The organism is Leifsonia sp. 10L418 (assembly GCF_056395445.1).
Window position 1 is genome coordinate 871,997 of the sequence record NZ_JBFTJN010000002.1, and the last position, 18,605, is coordinate 890,601.

General features: G+C 65.3%; 14 protein-coding genes. 11 read left to right on the forward strand and 3 right to left on the reverse strand.

The features are described 5' to 3' along the window. Positions 1-17: 17 nt before the first annotated feature. On the forward strand, positions 18-1,151 hold the full coding sequence (locus tag AC1DCF_RS07470; RefSeq protein WP_477210461.1) for a carbohydrate ABC transporter permease: 1,134 nt from the start codon (positions 18-20) through the stop codon (positions 1,149-1,151). Then, a complete protein-coding gene (locus AC1DCF_RS07475; RefSeq protein WP_477210462.1) occupies positions 1,148-2,122 on the forward strand; it encodes a carbohydrate ABC transporter permease in 975 nt (324 codons plus the stop codon). The genes AC1DCF_RS07470 and AC1DCF_RS07475 overlap by 4 nt, the downstream gene beginning before the upstream one ends. A gap of 451 nt (positions 2,123-2,573) precedes the next feature. Here AC1DCF_RS07475 and AC1DCF_RS07480 read toward each other — a convergent pair whose 3' ends face one another. After that, positions 2,574-3,455 (reverse strand): DUF559 domain-containing protein, encoded by an 882-nt coding sequence (locus tag AC1DCF_RS07480; protein WP_477210463.1) that lies wholly within the window; start codon positions 3,453-3,455, stop codon positions 2,574-2,576. Between the two features lie 275 nt (positions 3,456-3,730). On the opposite strand from AC1DCF_RS07480, the gene AC1DCF_RS07485 reads away from it, so the two are divergent. Continuing rightward, on the forward strand, positions 3,731-5,647 hold the full coding sequence (locus AC1DCF_RS07485) for an ABC transporter ATP-binding protein (protein ID WP_477210464.1): 1,917 nt from the start codon (positions 3,731-3,733) through the stop codon (positions 5,645-5,647). Positions 5,648-5,842: 195 nt separating this feature from the next. On the opposite strand, the gene AC1DCF_RS07490 is transcribed toward AC1DCF_RS07485, so the two are convergent. After that, entirely contained in the window at positions 5,843-6,589 is a 747-nt protein-coding gene (locus tag AC1DCF_RS07490; RefSeq protein WP_477210465.1) for a DUF305 domain-containing protein, read from the reverse strand. A 9-nt stretch (positions 6,590-6,598) separates the two neighbouring features. Beyond that, positions 6,599-7,291, reverse strand: a complete 693-nt coding sequence (locus AC1DCF_RS07495) for a DUF3105 domain-containing protein (RefSeq protein ID WP_477210466.1) — start codon at positions 7,289-7,291, stop codon at positions 6,599-6,601. Between the two features lie 299 nt (positions 7,292-7,590). On the opposite strand from AC1DCF_RS07495, the gene AC1DCF_RS07500 reads away from it, so the two are divergent. The 8 genes from AC1DCF_RS07500 (at position 7,591) to chvE (ending at position 18,584) form a co-directional block, all read left to right on the forward strand. Then, the gene (locus AC1DCF_RS07500; RefSeq protein ID WP_477210467.1) at positions 7,591-8,955 is read left to right on the forward strand and encodes a cystathionine beta-synthase; all 1,365 of its coding nucleotides are present in this window, start codon (positions 7,591-7,593) and stop codon (positions 8,953-8,955) included. Between the two features lie 75 nt (positions 8,956-9,030). Further along, positions 9,031-10,185 (forward strand): cystathionine gamma-synthase, encoded by a 1,155-nt coding sequence (locus tag AC1DCF_RS07505; protein ID WP_477210468.1) that lies wholly within the window; start codon positions 9,031-9,033, stop codon positions 10,183-10,185. A gap of 216 nt (positions 10,186-10,401) precedes the next feature. Beyond that, positions 10,402-11,772, forward strand: coding sequence for an APC family permease (locus AC1DCF_RS07510; protein WP_477210469.1), 1,371 nt, complete (start codon positions 10,402-10,404; stop codon positions 11,770-11,772). A 94-nt stretch (positions 11,773-11,866) separates the two neighbouring features. Continuing rightward, complete coding sequence (locus AC1DCF_RS07515) at positions 11,867-12,886, forward strand: LacI family DNA-binding transcriptional regulator (RefSeq protein WP_477210556.1); 1,020 nt, start codon at positions 11,867-11,869, stop codon at positions 12,884-12,886. A 393-nt stretch (positions 12,887-13,279) separates the two neighbouring features. Next, a complete protein-coding gene (gene araB / locus AC1DCF_RS07520; RefSeq protein WP_477210470.1) occupies positions 13,280-15,118 on the forward strand; it encodes a ribulokinase in 1,839 nt (612 codons plus the stop codon). Then, on the forward strand, positions 15,115-15,828 hold the full coding sequence (locus AC1DCF_RS07525) for an L-ribulose-5-phosphate 4-epimerase (protein ID WP_477210471.1): 714 nt from the start codon (positions 15,115-15,117) through the stop codon (positions 15,826-15,828). The genes araB and AC1DCF_RS07525 overlap by 4 nt, the downstream gene beginning before the upstream one ends. Then, positions 15,825-17,381: an L-arabinose isomerase gene (gene araA / locus AC1DCF_RS07530; protein WP_441792084.1), complete on the forward strand. Its 1,557-nt coding sequence runs from the start codon at positions 15,825-15,827 to the stop codon at positions 17,379-17,381. The genes AC1DCF_RS07525 and araA overlap by 4 nt, the downstream gene beginning before the upstream one ends. 117 nt (positions 17,382-17,498) lie before the next feature. Continuing rightward, a complete protein-coding gene (gene chvE, locus AC1DCF_RS07535; RefSeq protein ID WP_477210557.1) occupies positions 17,499-18,584 on the forward strand; it encodes a multiple monosaccharide ABC transporter substrate-binding protein in 1,086 nt (361 codons plus the stop codon). Positions 18,585-18,605 lie beyond the last annotated feature (21 nt).

Here is an 18,605-nt window from a genome sequence, read left to right on the forward strand (position 1 = left end):
GCTCTCGAGAGGTGTCCATGTCAGAATTCTTCGCTTGGCTCGGGCAGATGCCGCCGCTCGTGCAGGTGCCCATCATCATCCTGACGTTCGTGCTCGTCGTCGCGGCGATCCTCTTCTTTGTCGAGATCGCTCCGCGCAGCGGCAAGCTGTACACCGGCATCCGGTTGGCCGTGTGCATCGCCGCACCGGCTCTGATTCTCATCCTGGTCGGCTCCTACGACTGGGCAGTCATCATCGCCGCGGTACTCGGGGGGCTGTTCTTCATCCTCGATTACCGGTCGCGAAAAGGGGCTGGTTATCTCTTCCAGCTGGTGGGTTTTCTCTCGCCGGCCATCCTGCTGTTGACGATCGGTTTGGTGATTCCGACACTTCAAACCACCGTGCAGGCCTTTCAGAATTCGCGGGGCACTGAGTTCATCGGCTTCGACAATTTCGTCTGGGTGTTCACCCAGCCCGAGGCGGTTCGCACCGTGGGAAACACCATTGTCTGGGTTCTGATCGCCCCGCTGGTCTCAACGATCGCCGGTCTGGCCTACGCCATGTTCATCGACAAGAGCCGCGGCGAGAAGTACTTCAAGATCCTGGTGTTCATGCCGATGGCGATCTCGTTCGTCGGCGCATCCATTATTTGGCGCTTCGTCTACACAGCCCGGCCGGCCGACCAGAACCAGATCGGTTTGCTCAACCAGATCGTCGTGTGGCTGGGCGGAACGCCGGTCGACTTCTTGGCGGTGGAACCCTGGAACACGTTGTTCCTGATCGTCGTGCTGATCTGGGTTCAGACCGGGTTTGCCATGGTCGTACTCTCGGCGGCGATCAAGGGCGTCCCGACCGAACAACTCGAGGCGGCGGAGCTGGACGGAACTAGCCCGTGGCAGCGGTTCGTCAACGTGATCGTTCCCGGCATCCGCGGTTCGCTCATCGTGGTGCTGACGACGATCTCGATCGCCTCGCTGAAGGTGTTCGACATTGTGCGCACCATGACGGCCGGCGCCAACGACACCAGTGTCATCGCCAACGAGATGTACACCCAGTTCAAGAACTTCGAGCAGGGCCGTTCGGCGGCCTTCGCCGTCGTGCTGTTTCTGCTGGTGATGCCGATCGTCGTCTACAACGCCAGACAGATTAAGAAGCAGAGGGAGATCCGATGAGCGCGATCCTGCCGATCGAGTTGCCGGTCGAGCCCGAGCTCGAGGAGCAGCTCCGTCGGGGAGAGAGAAAGTCGGAGGGCGGCGCGGCCAAACGCGTGAAGCGGCGCCTGACCAGTCGCGGCGCCACGATTGCGGCGCTCCTGATCGCCGTGTTGTGGACGGTGCCGACCTTTGGCCTCTTCGTCTCCTCATTCCGCCCGGCGCAGGAAGTGCGCACCACCGGCTGGTGGACGATGTTCTCCAACTGGGGTTTCACGCTCGACAACTATTCGGAGGTGCTCGCCGCCGGAAACAGCCAGCTGAACCTGGCCGGGGCGTTCATCAACTCGATCGCGATCACCCTCCCCGCCACCATCCTGCCGCTGATCATTGCGAGCCTGGCGGCCTACGCGTTTGCGTGGATCGATTTTCGTGGCAAGAACATGCTGTTCATCGCGGTGTTCGCGCTGCAGATCGTGCCGCTGCAGATGGCGCTGGTGCCGCTGTTGCAGCTGTTCTCGAAGGGAACGATCTTCGGTTTCCCGGTTGTGTCAGCGCTGAACGCCGGCGGCGGCTATGCGCAGGTGTGGATTGCGCACACCATGTTCGCGCTCCCGCTCGCCATCTTCTTGCTGTACAACTTCGTGTCGGAGATTCCGTCGGAGGTCATCGAAGCGGCGAAGGTGGATGGCGCCGGGCACGGTCAGATCTTCTTCCGGATCATCCTGCCGTTGACGATGCCGGCGTTGGCGTCGTTCGCCATCTTCCAATTTCTGTGGGTCTGGAACGACCTGCTGGTGGCGCTGATCTTCGCCGATGGCGCGGTGGCGCCGATGACGAAGCTGCTGGCGGAGATCACCGGAAGCCGGGGCCAGGATTGGCACCTGCTCACGGCGGGAGCGTTCATCTCGATCCTGGTGCCGCTGCTGGTGTTCTTCGCGCTGCAGCGTTTCTTCGTGCGGGGCTTGCTCGCGGGTTCGACGAAGGGGTAGTGCGCGGCCTGCGGCCTGCGGCCTGCTGTCGGCTGCCTGACGACGGTCGGTACCCAATTCAGGAGCGGAGCGGCGAGCCGCGGCTATACAGGGCGGACTATGGCCCTGACACACCTCCGTTCCTGAATTGGGTACCCACAGGTTCCTGAATTAGGTACCCGGTGTAGCGCTTGCTACCGGGTGGTTGGCGCTCGAGAAGGCCACGCGGGCGGATTGTTGGGCTGTGGGCTGTGGGCTGTGGGCTGTGGGCTGTGGGCTGTTGGCTGTTGGCTGTTGGCCGGCGTGATCGGGGTGGTTGTTGGTACCCAATTCAGGAGCGGAGCGGCGAGCCGCGGGTGTTCAGGGCGAATTGTGGCTGTGACACACCTCCGTTCCTGAATTAGGTACCCACAGGTTGCGGATTCAGGCGCGAGGCGCGGAGTGCGGGGAACCGCGCGCGAGCTGGAGCTGGCTACGGGCGCGCGGGACGACCGCCGGCGAGCGTGGCACGAATCGCCGCGATGACCAAGTACCACTCGTGCATCACCATCGAATAGGTAAAGCGCAGCGTGCGGTAACCCCGTGCTGCGAGCACAGCGTCGCGTCGGCAATCCTCGTCGTGAGCGGGGCCATTGTCGTGGTGTTCGAGACCGTCCCATTCGATGACCAACCAGCCATCGATTACGAGGTCAACCCGACCAACACCCGCAAAGCGCACTTGATGCTCACCACGGATGCCGTCACCCGCGAGCCGGATCCGACCGATGCTTTCGAGAAAACTCTCGCAGAGCGCGCTGCACGATTCGAACTGGTCGAGGATGTGCCGGGGAAGCTCGGCGAGCCAATCGGGGAGTTCGGCGCTGCGGCGCGAGTCGAGGCGAATGAACGAGTCGAGGGCGGCGACGGTGAGCTCCGGGCTTTGACAGGTTGCGAGCTGGAGAACGGTTTCGCGCCGGGTGGTGACCAGCGGCGCTTCAGCGCCGACGGACTGGATGGACGCCCAATGGAGGGTGACGCCCGGGGATCCCTGCGGCGGCATCCGTTGTGCAGGAGCGTCAGGCGAGCGCAGCCGCGACGCGTTGGCCGCGACGCAAACATGAAGACCGAGGCCTTCGCCGACTGCCCAACCGTAGTGGCGGGCGGCGGAGACACACGCGAGTCGTCCGCCGACCCTGACCGCCGCGATCAGATCGGGGTTGACCAACGGGAGGGCGTACCAGCCGCGTCGCACTCGGATGGCGCGGCCGAGATGAATCGCAGCGGCCAATTGTTTGCGACCGACGCCATCCGCCAGAAGCACACTTCGTGGGGCGACTCCGTCATGGGTGCTGAGCACTTTCGTCACTGAAATCATGAATGAACGATGGCGTCCCCTGCATGGCCGTGGCGCGCCAATGCGCAGGTCGTGGATGGTCTCCATTTCGTCCCGCTGTGGAGGACCCAATTCAGGAGCGGAGCGGCGAGCCGCGGGCAAACACCCTCCGAAAACGGATGCGACACACCTCCGCTCCTGAATTGGGTACCGAGACGAGCACAGAGGGGCACGAATCCGACGAGCAACGTGCGCAAAGTGAGCCAGGAGAGCTGGTCAGTGAGGATAGTGCGAGCAACCCGACCTAGGGTGATCGTATGAGCGGAATGCATGGCGGTGGCGGTGGTGGGCGACGAGCAGGCGGCGGCACAGGCGGTGGTGGTGGCGGCCGGATCAGCGGCGGCGACGTCAAGGCACAGCGGGAGGCGAACGCGCAGGCCCCGCGCATCCCGCATCTGCTTGGCCGCATCTCGACCCTCTTCGCCCCGCACAAGGTCGCGCTCGCCGTCACGATCGTGCTCGTGCTGGTCGGCGCCGCACTCTCGGTCGTGCCGCCGCTGCTGACTCAGCGGGCATTCGACGACGGACTTTTTCCGCCGAGCGGCACGCCCAACATGCAGGTTCTCGGCACGCTCGTCGGCATCATGCTCGGCGTCTACATTGTCGGAGCGCTGCTCGGCGTCTGGCAGACCTGGCTGACCGCGACGGTCGGCAACCAGGTGATGGGCGCGCTGCGGGTGCGGCTGTTCACCCACCTCCAGGCGATGGAACTGAGCTTCTTCACGAAGACCAAGACGGGGGTGATCCAGTCCCGGCTGCAGAACGACGTCGGCGGGGTCGCCAGCGTGCTGACCAACACCATCTCCAGCGTGCTCGGCAACACCGTCACCGTGATCGCCGCGTTCGTCGCGATGCTGCTGCTCAACTGGCAGCTCACGATCGTGGCCGTCATCCTGATGCCGATCCTCGTGATCGCGCAGCGCCGCGTCGGGCAGGTGCGCGCTCGCATCGCCACCCAGACGCAGGAATCGCTCTCGGACATGACCGCGATCACGCAGGAGACGCTGAGCGTGTCCGGCATCCTCTTGGCCAAGAGCTTCACCCGCCAGCAGACCGAGATCGGCCGCTACTCCGACGAGAACAACAACCAGATTCACCTGCAGGTGCGCCAGCAGATGAGCGGCCAATGGTTCTTCGCCATGGTCAGCATCTTCTTGTCGAGCATCCCGGCGATCGTCTATCTGGTCTCGGGTCTGCTGATTCAGAACGGGGCAACGGATGTCACCGCCGGCACCATCGTGGCGTTCACGACGGTGCAGGCCCGGCTGATGTTCCCGTTGCTGGGGCTGATGCGCGTCGCGCTCGATCTTCAGACATCCGGTGCACTGTTCGCGCGGATCTTCGAGTACCTCGACCTGAAACCCGCGATCGTCGACGCTCCGGATGCCCACCCGGTTCCGGCGCGGAGCGAGGCGAAGGGCAAGGTCGAGTTCGACGCCGTCACCTTCGCCTACCCCGATGCCGGCCCCGACTCCCGGCCCACGCTCGACGCCGTTTCGTTCAGCATCGAGCCCGGAGAATTCGCGGCGTTCGTCGGCCCGTCGGGCGCCGGCAAGACCACCGTGTCCTACCTGATCCCGCGGTTCTACGAGGCGACGGCCGGCCGGGTGCTGTTCTCCGGCATCGATGTGCGCGAGCTGGAGCAGAAGTCGCTCGTCTCCCACATCGGCATCGTCAGCCAAGAAACCTATCTCTTCCACGCGACCATCGCCGAGAACCTGCGCTACGCCAAGCCGGATGCGAGCGACGCCGAACTCGAGGCGGCGGCACGTGCCGCGAACATCCACGACACGATCGCCTCCTTCCCCGATCGCTATGACACGCTCGTCGGAGAACGCGGCTACCGGCTCTCCGGCGGGGAGAAGCAGCGCATCGCGATCGCGCGGGTGTTGCTCAAAGACCCGGAAGTGCTCATTCTCGATGAGGCGACGAGCGCCCTCGACTCGATCTCCGAGCGCGTCGTGCAGGCCGCGCTCGACACGGCCTCGCGCGGGCGCACGACGATCGCGATTGCGCATCGGCTGTCGACGATTGTGTCGGCCGACGTGATCTTCGTCGTCGACGGCGGAAAGATCGTCGAGCGGGGGCGTCACTCCGAGCTGCTGGCGCAGAACGGCGTGTATGCGCGGCTCTACTCCGAGCAAGGCGCCTCGGTGGTGCCGGCCGTCGATTGAACCGCCCGTGATCGGAGCGGGCATCGATCGGATCGGGCATCGATCGGATCGGGCATCGGTCGGATCTGGCATCGATCGGGTCTGGGATGAGCCGGATCGGGCAGTGCGCGGGTCGAAAGCCGCGGCGCGCGCTGAGTTCAGCCCGCGGGGCGGCGCCCGACCCGCGCGACGACAGGTGCCGCCCGCGCGAGCGAGCTAGGAGCGCTCGGCCAGCATGTCCTGCATCAGCTTGATCTCTGACGCCTGACTGAGCATGACGGAGTTCGCAAAGCCCAGCACCGAGGTGTTGTCGGCCCGATCGAGCACCGCTTCGGCCATCTCGATCGCACCCTGGTGGTGGGCGATCATCAGAGTGAGAAAGATGCGCTCGGCTTCGACACCCGAGGCGGCCTTCAACTCCTTGATCTGAGCATCCGTCGCCAGTCCCGGCATCGGAGCGCCGGGCACGTGGGCTGACGCGTGCTCGTGACCGGTATCGGAACGGCCGGGGCGTGTCATCCAGGTCATCGACGGTTCGCTGCCCAGCTGGGAGAGCTGCCATTCGGTGAGCCAGCCGTAGAGCTGGCCGGACTGCTGGCCCTGGGTCGTGGCGATGTCGTAGGCGAGCAGGCGCACGTCGGGATCGTCGGTGAGATCGCGCACGATCATCGACAATTCGACACCCTGAATGTGGTGGGTCTGCATGTCACGCGCAAAGCCGGCCTCGGCGCTGTTGGCGCTCGGCGTGGGATTGTCGAGCGTGCTCAGACGCCCGACCGCGAAGGCGCCGACGGCGACCACGGCGAGAACAAGCAGAGCTGCGACAAGCACCGCGGCACGACTGAACCGACGTGGCGGCGCGGCGGCCGGCGTTTCGGCGGATGTCTCGGCGGATGTCTCCGCGGCGTCGTCGAACGCGTCGGAGTCGTCTGTGTCAGCGGGAATCGTCTCGGCGGGAGTCACTGCCAACGGCTAGCTGACCTTTCCGGGGGCGTCGAACGCACCGGTGCAGGCCGAACCGGGTTCCGGAACGTTCGGGCTCTTCCAGTACTCCTCGAAGAACTTCGCGATGCGCGGGTCATCGGCCTTGTCGACCGTGAGCTGCGCGTTCCAGGCGCTCAGAACGATGGGGGCGGGGATGTCTTCGAAGGGCGACAGCACGGCATACGTCGTGGGAATCTTGAGCTTCAGGGCAGAGAGTTCCGACTCGCTGATCGACGGGTCGTAGGTGACCCAGACGGCACCGTGCTCCAGGGAGTGCACGGCGTTTTCGTTGGGGACCGGCTCGGTGTAGACGCCACAGTTCAGCCACATCGGGTTGTGTTCGCCGCCGGCCGGGGGAGTCTGCGGATAGGTGACCGCGGTCTCGACGTGACCGGCGCCATTCTCAAATGTCTTCACGCCGTCGATCTTCGCGCCACTGCCGGCGGCGTTGGCGTCGTAGCTCGCCCGCTGCGGCGTCAAAACCACCGAGGCGACAACCAAACCGACCACTGCAACAGAGGCAACGATGGCGATGGAGATTCCGATTTTGCGGTTGCGCGCCGTGCGCTTCTGCTCCTTGCGGAATGCTTCGAGCTTCTTGTCTCGCTGCACCTGACGCTGTTGCTTGACGGTCAAATTCTGGGGATCAAGCTGTGAGCCTGACTGTGGCGCGGGGGTCATTAGAGGCCTCTCGTGATTGTCCTTCAACAATACGAACGTATGGAACCCCTGCAGTGCTTCCCACTCGGCCTGTCTCACAGGTTCTTCACAGTCACCGGTCGTGCGGTCAGAGTTACGTCAAGAGGTGATTCTGAGCAGGTGCGCGCACTAGCATGGAGTCGTGTTCGCCCAGACGTTGTCTCCCTGTTGTCGCTGTCGCTAGCCGACCCCGCACATCCTGCACGACCCATCGTCGCCGTCTCGCCGCTTGCACGCAGAGCCGGGCCGCGTCGAGCGCGACAGTCAACGAAGGACCTTCCATGAAGATTGCCCAGACGATTCTTGATCTGATCGGCGACACTCCGCTGGTCAAACTCAACTCAGTCACCGATGGCATCGCCGCCACGATTCTGGTGAAGCTTGAGTATTTGAACCCCGGCGGTTCGTCGAAAGACCGCATCGCCACCCGCATCATCGACGCCGCCGAGCGCGACGGGCTGCTGTTGCCCGGCGGAACCATCGTCGAACCGACCTCCGGCAACACCGGTGTGGGTCTCGCGCTCGTCGCCCAACAGCGCGGCTACAACTGCGTCTTCGTGCTGCCGGACAAGGTCGGCGAAGACAAACGCAATGTGCTCACCGCGTATGGCGCGCAGATCGTCGTGACCCCGACATCCGTGGCCCCCGACGACCCGGAGTCGTACTACAGCGTCTCCGACCGGCTCGTTCGCGAGATTCCGGGCGCGTTCAAACCCAACCAGTACGCCAACCCGAACGGGCCGCTCAGCCACTACGAGACGACCGGCCCCGAAATCTGGCGCGACACCGACGGCACCGTCACTCATTTCGTGGCCGGCGTCGGCACCGGCGGCACCATCTCCGGAACCGGACGCTACCTGCGCGAGGTGTCCGGCGACACGGTCACCATCATCGGCGCCGATCCGGAAGGCTCGGTCTACTCGGGCGGCACCGGTCGGCCGTACCTCGTCGAAGGCGTCGGCGAAGACTTCTGGCCGGCCGCCTACGACCCCTCGGTCGTGCACGAGATCATCGCCGTCTCCGACGCCGACTCCTTCGCGATGACCCGCAGACTTGCCCTTGAAGAGGGAATCCTGGTCGGCGGTTCCAGCGGGATGGCGGTGGTCGCGGCCCTCCGCGCGGCCGAGAAGCTGACCGCGAGCGACACCGTCGTCGTGCTGCTGCCCGACGGCGGTCGCGGCTACCTCGGCAAGATCTTCAACGACGGCTGGATGCGCAGCTACGGATTCAGCAATGCGCCGAGCGGGCACACGGTCGGCAACCTGCTCTCGGCGAAAACCGGCGCACTGCCGGCGTTCGTCTACGTGCACCCGAGCGACACCGTGCACGACGCGCTCGAGACGATGACGAGCGCGAATGTGTCGCAACTGCTGGTCTTGAACGCCAAACCACCGGTGGTGATGGGAGAAGTCGTTGGGGCGCTCGATGAGCGCGCGTTGATGGACCTCGTCTTTGAGGGCACAGCGAAGCTGGCCGATCGGGTCGGTGATTTCCTCGGCGTCCCCCTGCCGCTGATCGGCGTGAACGAACCCGTCGCGTCGGCGCGGGCCGCATTCGCCAAGCACGACGCGCTGCTGGTGACCGACGGGGGCAAGCCGCTCGGCGTCGTCACCCGGCACGACCTGCTCAACTACCTCAGCGCCTGACTCGCGCTGAGACTTCTCATCGCCGAACACTCGTCACACTCGCAAGACTCGCAAGAACAAAGGAACAGACTCACCATGGCCAGGAAGCAGCACTTCAACACCGTCGCCATTCATGCCGGGCAGGAGTTCGACCCGACCACGGGCGCGGTCATCCCGCCGATCTACCAGACCAGCACCTTCGTGCAGAAGAGCATCGGCGAACTGCGCGGCGGCTACGAATACAGCCGCGGCGGCAACCCGACGCGTGATTCGCTGCAGACCCTGCTCGCCGCGCTCGAGGGCGGCAAGCACGGCCTGTCATTCGCCAGCGGACTGGCTGCCGAAGACACTCTGCTGCGCGCAGCGCTGAGTCCGGGCGATCACATCGTGATGGGCAACGACGTCTACGGAGGAACCCACCGGCTGATCGAGCGCGTGCACGGTCCCTGGGGCATCCGCAACACAGTCGTCGACATGTCTGACCTGCGCGCGGTCGAGAAAGCGATCATTCCCGGCGAGACGAAGATGCTCTGGATCGAGACCCCGAGCAACCCGCTCATGAAGATCAGCGACATCGCCGAGTTGGCCGAGATCGGTCATCGTGCCGGTCTCATCGTGGTCGTCGACAACACCTTTGCGTCGCCGGCGCTGCAGCGGCCGCTGTTGCACGGTGCCGATGTCGTGGTGCATTCGACCACCAAGTATCTGGGCGGGCACTCCGATGTGCTCGGCGGCGCGCTGATCATCAACGACGACGCGCTCGCCGAGAAGGCGCAGTTTCTGCAGTTCGCCGCCGGTCCGGTGTCGGCTCCGCTCGACGCCTGGCTGACGGTTCGCGGCATCAAGACGCTGTCGGTGCGGATGGACCGCCACTGCAGCAACGCCCAGGCCATCGCCGAACACCTGGTGGGGCATCCGGCGCTCGAAGCCGTCTACTACCCCGGGTTGCCCGGGCACCCCGGGCACGCGCTCGCGGCCAAACAGATGAGCGGCTTCGGCGGGATGCTGTCGCTCGCGTTCGTCGGCGGGGCGAAGGCCGCGCGGCGGTTCGCGGAGAAGACCCGACTGTTCCAGCTCGCCGAGTCGCTCGGCGGCGTGGAATCACTCGTGAACTACCCGTCGGAGATGACACACGCCTCGGTGCGCGGCACCACGTTGGAGGTGCCCGACAACATTGTGCGTCTCTCGGTGGGCATCGAGGATGTCGCCGATCTGATTCACGACCTGGACCGGGCGTTGCCGAAGAAGTAGTCGCGCTTCGGGAGCGCCCGACCCTCGCGGAACCGGGCTGGATCGGTGGTCGAGCTTGTCGAGACCTCGTGACGCGCTCTCTGAGCGTGGGTCACGTTTGAGGTTCGGCATGCGGGGTCTCGACAATCTCGACCAGCGGAGGCCATTGGCAGTTTCTTGTCGAAGGGTGTCAGCTCTGCCATTTCCTGTGGGGTGGGCACCCGCCATGATTGACCAGTGACCGTTTCGACCTCCCGCCCCACGCCATCCGTTTCCTCCACGACGGATGTCGAGGCCGGCCATCACGGCAGCCTCGGCCTGCTGCAGGGAACGGCCCTCTATATTGCCGCCGTGCTCGGCACCGGGATTCTGGTGCTGCCGGGCCTCGCCGCCAGCGCGGCGGGACCCGCGTCAATGGTCGCGGTGTTCGCCGTCTTTCTGCTCTCGATCCCGCTCGCCGGAACATTCGCCGCGCTCGCCTCCCGCTATCCCGATGCGGGAGGCGTCGCCAGTTATGTGCGCCGCGCACTCGGGCAGACCTGGGCGCGGATGGCCGGCTACTGGTTCTTCTTCGGCGTCGGGGTGGGCGCGCCAGTGGTGGCGATGCTCGGCGCCGAGTACGTCGTCGCGATCATCGGCGCCGATCGCTCGGCAGTGGTCTGGGTCGCGGCGGCGATTCTGGTTCCGCCATTCGTCGCCAACTACTTCGGCCTGCGGGTCTCCGGCATCGTGCAGCTCGTGCTGACCGGCGCCCTGCTCTTCATCGTGATCGGGGTCGTCGCGGTGGCGCTGCCCGCGGCGGACCCGACCAACTTCGAACCGTTCCTTCCGCACGGCTGGGGCGGGGTCGGCACCGCGATCAGCCTGTTCGTCTGGGCGTTCGCGGGCTGGGAGGTCGGCACCCACATCGCCGGTGAGTTCAAGAACCCGCGCCGGGTGATCCCGATCGCCACGGGGATCGCCCTGGTCGTGGTCGGGGTGTCGTACTTGGCGCTGCAATACGTCACCGTCGCCGTGCTCGGCGAGTCGGCGGCAAGCGGGCCAGTTCCACTTCTTGACCTCGTCGCCACCGGGGCCCCGGGAATCGGTCCGGTCTTCGTGGCGGTCATCGCCGCGATCGTGGCCCTCGGCGTGCTCAACGTCTACCTCAGCGCGTTCGGCAAGCTCGGCGCCTCACTCGGTCGCGACGGGGACCTGCCGCGCTGGATCGCGAGCGGCGTGGAAGCCGGGGGAGTTCCGCGGCGGGCGTTGGCGGTGGTCGCCGCACTCACGACCTGCTATTTCGCCATCATGATCTGGCGCGACCTCGACTTGACCCCGTTCATCCTGATTCACACCAGTGCGATGGTGTCGATCTATGCGCTGGGCATGATCGCCGCGGTACGGCTGCTCGCCCGCTATTCACTGGGGTGGTGGCTGGCCGTGATCTCCGTGGTTCTCACCGGCGGTCTGTTGATTCTCGCGGGCCCGAACCTACTCGTTCCCGCGGTGTTGGCGCTCGCGGCGGTCATCGTCACGGTGATCAAACGGGCCAGGCGATCGCACTATATTCCGCAGCCTGCATGTGACAAAAACACGACTTCTCACGGCAATGTGACAGTCACATAGGCGCATTCCGGTCGGTCTTTTCTGTGCATAATTGACCTGCGTTCACATCTGTGACCGTGCACACCGAAGTGAGGCCGACATCGTGATCTCCGACATGCCCCCGGGCCGTGCGCCCAGCATTCGAGATGTTGCGCGTCTGGCCGGCGTCTCACACCAGACGGTGTCGCGGGTATTGAACAACCACCCGAGCATCAGGGACACCACCAAGGCCCGCGTGCTGCAGGTCATGGAAGAGGTGCACTACCGCCCGAACCGGGCCGCCCGGGCCCTGGGCAACGGCCGGTCCCGCACCATCGGGGTGCTCTCGGCCAGCGGCTCGCACTATGGCCCGGCCAGCAGTATCGCGGCGATTCAAGACGCCGCTCGCGAGGCCGGCTACTTCGTGAACATGGCCAACCTGTCGGCCGTCGACCCGGAATCGATCGAGGCGGCCCTGACCCACTTGATGAGCCAGTCGGTCGAGGGGATCGTGGTCATCGCCCCGCAGGTGCGGGTGTTCGACGCCCTCGAGCACATGGCGATCGACGTGCCGTTCGTGACGATGCAATCCACCGGCCACCTCGACGAGCACACGCTGTCGGTCGACCAGATTGCCGGTGCCCGACTGGCCACCCGGCACCTGATCGAGCTCGGTCACCGCGACATCTACCACCTCGCCGGGCCCCAGGACTGGATCGAAGCCGAGGCGCGCATGCGCGGCTTTCTTGATGAGATGGGGGCAATGGATGTGCCCACCACGGCTCCGATCCTCGGCGACTGGACCGCAGAATTCGGTTACTACGCTGGCCGTGAGATGTTGCGGGTGCGCGACTTCACCGCCATTTTCTCCTCGAACGACCAAATGGCGCTCGGGCTGATTCACGCCATCCGTGATGCCGGACTCGATGTGCCGAACGATGTCAGCATCGTCGGCTTCGACGACATCCCGGAAGCCGCTCATTTCTGGCCGCCACTGACGACAGTGCGCCAAGACTTCGCCGAACTCGGCCGCCGCTGCATGGCGCTTTTGCTGAGCTCGATCAACGACGAGCAGCCGACCGGCTTTCGGGATTCCATTACGCCCGAACTCATCGTGCGGGGCTCGACGGCTCCGCCCGCGCCGTACTTTCGCTAGAGCCTTTCGCTCTCGCGACATCCGGCCCGGCTCTTGTGGCCCCGTGGCCGACCCGTCGACGCGCCCGCACGCAACGGAGGAGAAACGGAAACACGCCGTGCAGAACCGCCGCCCGCGCACGGCGTTTCGCAGAATCTCCTCCGTTGCGTCGCGCGGCCATCCCATGGGTTGAAGCGCTCATCCGTCGCCCGGCCAGCCGCTCCCGCAGCGCCCATCCGTCGTCGGGGTGAGCAGTTCGGAGGCAGTTCGGGAATGAATCGTGAGCGTTCCGAACGCGGTCGTTGCACGACCGTGACCTTTCCGAGTTGACAAAGAATTCATCTTTGCGGCTAGCATGGGCGAAGCAATGTGACCGTTCACATTTGGAACCAAACCAGACGAAGGAGTCGAATCGTGAGTACGACCGCCCCGCAGGCAACACAGCAGGCGTCGGCCGCGATTGACTCGTACGTCATCGGCATCGACTACGGAACCCTGTCCGGTCGCGCCGTCGTCGTGCGCGTCTCCGACGGCGTCGAACTGGGATCGGCCACACTCGACTACCCGCACGGCGTGATGGACACCACACTCGCCGCAACCGGTGCCGCGCTCGCCCCCGACTGGGCGCTGCAGGTTCCGCAGGACTACGTCGACGTGCTGAAGAGCGCCGTTCCCGCCGCGGTCGCCGCCGCCGGAATCGACCCGGCCCGGGTCATCGGCATCGGCACCGACTTCACCGCCTGCACGATGGTTCCCACCCTCGCCGACGGCACCCCGCTGAACGAACTGCCCGAGTACGCCGCTCACCCCCACGCCTACGTGAAACTGTGGAAGCACCACGCCGCTCAGCCGCACGCCGACCGCATCAACGACCTCGCGTTCGAACGCGACGAGAGCTGGCTGCCGCGCTATGGCGGGCTCATCTCCAGCGAGTGGGAATTCGCCAAGGGGCTGCAGCTGCTCGAGGAAGCCCCCGAGCTGTACCACCGCATGGACCACTGGGTCGAGGCCGCCGACTGGATTGTCTGGCAGCTCACCGGCCGCTATGTGCGGAACGCCTGCACCGCCGGCTACAAGGGAATCCTGCAGGACGGCGAGTACCCGAGCCGCGACTTCCTCGCTGCGCTGAACCCCGACTTCGCCGACTTCGCCGAGACCAAGGTGGCCCACGAGATCGGCCAGCTCGGCGCATCCGCCGGCACCCTCTCGAAGCGGGCCGCCGAGTGGACCGGCCTGCCCGAGGGCATCGCCGTGTCCGTCGGCAACGTCGACGCGCACGTCACGGCCCCGGCCGCGCAGGCTGTTGAGCCCGGCCAGATGGTCGCCATCATGGGCACCAGCACGTGCCACGTCATGAACTCCGATGTGCTCGCCGAGGTTCCCGGCATGTGCGGCGTCGTTGACGGCGGCATCGTCTCCGGCCTCTACGGCTACGAGGCCGGCCAGTCCGGCGTCGGCGACATCTTCGCCTGGTACGTCAACACGCAGGTTCCCAAGCGTTACTTCGAAGCAGCGGATGCCGCCGAAAAGTCGATCCACCAGTATCTGACCGATCTCGCCGCGGTTGACCCCGTCGGCGCCCACGGTTTGATCGCCCTCGACTGGCACAGCGGCAACCGCTCGGTGCTGGTCGACCACGAACTGTCGGGTCTCGTCGTCGGCGCCACGCTGACCACGCGCACCGAGGAGATCTACCGGGCGCTGCTCGAGGCAACAGCGTTCGGAGCGCGCACCATCGTTGAGACCTTCAACGAGAGCGGCGTGCCGGTCACCGAATTCATCGTCGCCGGCGGACTGCTCAAGAACGCATTCCTGATGCAGACCTACAGCGACATACTGCGCCTGCCGATCTCGACGATCGCCAGCGAGCAGGGCCCGGCGCTCGGGTCGGCCATCCACGCGGCGGTCGCCGCCGGAGCCTACGCCGACGTGCGTGAGGCCGGCCAGGCGATGGGCAAGCTCAACAAAAACGTCTACACGCCGAACGAGCAGTCCGCTGCGGCCTATGACATTCTCTTCGAGGAATATGCGCTGCTCCACGATTACTTCGGTCGCGGTGCGAACGAGGTCATGCACCGGCTAAAAGCCCTCAAGCGGAGCGTCGTTGCGGCATCCGTCGCGCCTGAAGCGTCAACCGGCGGTACCCAATTCAGGAACGGAGGTGTGTCGACTGCCGAAACCCGCGGGGAAAGGGAGCGGCTCGCCGCTCCGTTCCTGAATTCGGTACCGGCCGACAGCGCGGTGTCCGCATGAGCACCTTCGGCCCGCAGATTGAGGTCGCCATCGCCCGGGTGCGCACCGAGATCGCCCACCTCCACTCGGAGCTGACCGCCAACGACCTCGTCGTCTGGACCGGCGGCAACGTGTCGGGCCGCGTGCCCGGCGCCGACCTGTTCGTGATCAAGCCGAGCGGCGTCGACTACTCCGACCTCGCACCCGAGAACATGATCCTCTGCGACCTCGACGGCGCGGTGATTCCCGACACCCCCGGTTCTGACCGCTCGCCGTCCAGCGACACCGCGGCACATGCATACGTCTACCGGAATATGCCCGAGGTGGGCGGGGTCGTGCACACGCACTCCACCTACGCCACGGCCTGGGCCGCCCGCGCCGAAGCCATCCCGTGCGTGATCACGGCCATGGCCGACGAGTTCGGTGGGGACATCCCGATCGGCCCGTTCGCCATCATCGGCGACGATTCGATCGGTCGCGGCATCGTTGAGACTCTCACCGGTCACCGCTCCCGGGCTGTGTTGATGCAGAACCACGGCCCGTTCACGATCGGCAACAGTGCCCGCGATGCCGTGAAGGCCGCCGTCATGGTTGAGGATGTCGCCCGCACCGTGCAGCTGGCCCGCGCGGGTGGCGAACTGGTACCGATTCCTCAGGAGTCGATCGACGCTCTCTTCAACCGATACCAGAACGTCTACGGACAAGCACCGCAGGGAGCACTTCAGAAATGACCGCATTGTCCGCCACCCTGCCCATCGCAACCACCGCGACCGCGCTGTCGACGACGCTCGACCACTACGAAGTCTGGTTTCTCACCGGAAGCCAGAACCTCTACGGCGAGGAGACCCTCCGCCAGGTTGCCGAGCAGTCCCAGGAAATCGCTCGTGCCCTCGGCGCCGCTCACGACGTGCCGGTCACGGTGGTCTGGAAGAGCGTTCTGACGAACTCCGAGTCGATCCGCCGCGCCGCCCTCGACGCCAACGCCGCCGACAATGTGATCGGCCTGATCGCCTGGATGCACACCTTCTCCCCGGCGAAGATGTGGATCGCCGGCCTCGACGCGCTGACCAAGCCGCTGCTGCACCTGCACACGCAGGCCAACGTCGAGCTGCCCTGGTCCGAGATCGACTTCGACTTCATGAATTTGAACCAGGCCGCGCACGGCGACCGTGAGTTCGGCTACATCCAGACCCGCCTCGGCGTCGCCCGCAAGACCGTCGTCGGCCACGTCTCGAACCCGGCCGTCACCGCGCAGGTCGGCAGCTGGATGCGCGCCGCCGCCGGTTGGGCCGCCTCGCGCAGTCTCAAGCTCGCACGCTTCGGCGACAACATGCGTTACGTCGCGGTCACCGAGGGCGACAAGACCGAGGCAGAGCTGCGCTTCGGCGTGCAGGTGAACACCTGGGGCGTCAACGATCTGGCGGATGCCGTGCACGCGGTCTCCGAGACCGCCATCGACGCACTGGTCGCCGAGTATGACGAGCTCTACACGGTCGCTCCCGAGCTGCGGAAGGGTGGCGAACGCCACGACTCGCTGCGTTACGGTGCCGCGATCGAACTCGGCCTCAAGGGCTTTCTTGAGGAGGGCGGCTTCGGCGCCTTCACCACGAGCTTCGAAGACCTCGGCGCACTCCGCCAGCTGCCCGGTCTGGCCGTGCAGCGCCTCATGGCGCAGGGCTACGGCTTCGGTGCAGAGGGCGACTGGAAGACCGCCATCCTGGTGCGCGTCGCCAACGTCATGGGCTCCGGGCTTCCCGGCGGTGCCAGCCTGATGGAGGACTACACCTACGACCTCACCCCCGGCAACGAACTGATCCTCGGTGCGCACATGCTCGAGGTCAGCCCTGCGCTGACCACCTCGAAGCCGACGCTGGAGATCCACCCGCTCGGCATCGGCGGCAAAGAAGACCCCGTGCGTCTGGTCTTCAACGCCGACCCCGGCCCCGCCGTCGTCGTGGCACTCTCGGACATGCGCGACAGGTTCCGCCTGGTCGCCAACGTGGTCGAGGTCGTCGAGCCCACCGAGGCGCTGCCGAACCTGCCCGTCGGTCGCGCGGTCTGGTCTCCGGAGCCCGACTTCGCGACATCCGCCGCCGCCTGGCTCACCGCCGGCGCCGCCCACCACACCGTCATGTCGACTGCCGTCGGCATTGAGGTGTTCCACGATTTCGCCGAGATCGCTCGCACTGAGCTTCTCGTGATCGATAAAGCCACCACCCTGCGCGATTTCACGCGCGAGGTGCGTTGGAATCAGGCCTACTACCGCTTGGCGCAAGGCCTGTAATCACAGCTGTACACGCATCAACCACCTGACATTCATATCAATGTCGATAGAGAAAGAACGAAAGGGAACACAGTGAAGAAGAAGAACGTATTCTTTGGCCTGATCGCCGCCGGCGCCATGGTTGTCTCGCTTGCTGCTTGCGCAGGAACCGCTGGCGACTCCGCCGGTGGCGACACTGCCGGCAAGGGCGGCCTCGTGGGCGTTGCAATGCCCACCAAGTCGTCTGAGCGTTGGATCAAGGACGGCGACTCGATCAAGAAGCAGCTCGAAGACCAGGGCTTCAAGGTTGACCTGCAGTACGCAGAAGACGACATCCCCACCCAGGTTTCGCAGCTCGAGAACATGATCACCAAGGGCGCCGAAGTTCTCATCGTCGCCTCGATCGACGGCACCACCCTGACCCAGGTGCTGCAGGATGCCGCGGACGCCAAGATCCCGGTGATCGCCTACGACCGCCTCATCCGCGACTCGGAGAACGTCAACTACTACGCGACCTTCGACAACTTCAAGGTCGGGCAGCAGCAGGCATGGTCGCTCTTGAACGGCCTCGGACTGACTGACCTCGAGGGCAAGCCGGTCGACGGCGCCCCCGCCGGCCCGTTCAACATCGAGCTGTTCGCTGGTTCGGCTGACGACAACAACGCCACGTTCTTCTTCAACGGCGCCATGCAGGAACTGCAGCCGCTCATCGACGCCGGAACCCTCGTCGTCAAGAGCAACCAGACCGACTTCAACACCGTCGCAACCCTGCGCTGGGACGGCGAAGTTGCCCAGAAGCGCATGGAAAACATCCTGACGTCGACGTACTCCGACGGCAGCAAGGTCAACGGCGTTCTCTCCCCGTACGACGGCCTGTCGCGCGGCATCATCTCCGCTCTGACCGACGCCGGCTACAGCGTTGGCGCAGAATGGCCGATCATCACGGGTCAGGATGCTGAGATCGACTCGGTCAAGGCAATCAACTCCGGCGAGCAGTTCGCCACCATCTTCAAGGACACCCGCGAGCTCGCCAAGGTTGCCGTTGAGATGACCGTTGCCGTTCTGAACGGCACCGAGCCGACCGTCAACGACACCAAGACGTACGACAACGGCAAGAAGGTCGTTCCGTCGATGCTGCTCAGCCCGACCATCGTCGTCAAGGACAACATCACTTCGGTGCTGGTTGACAGCGGCTACTGGACCCAGGCCGAGATCGACGGCTAGTCCGACTCACTGATTCGCCGG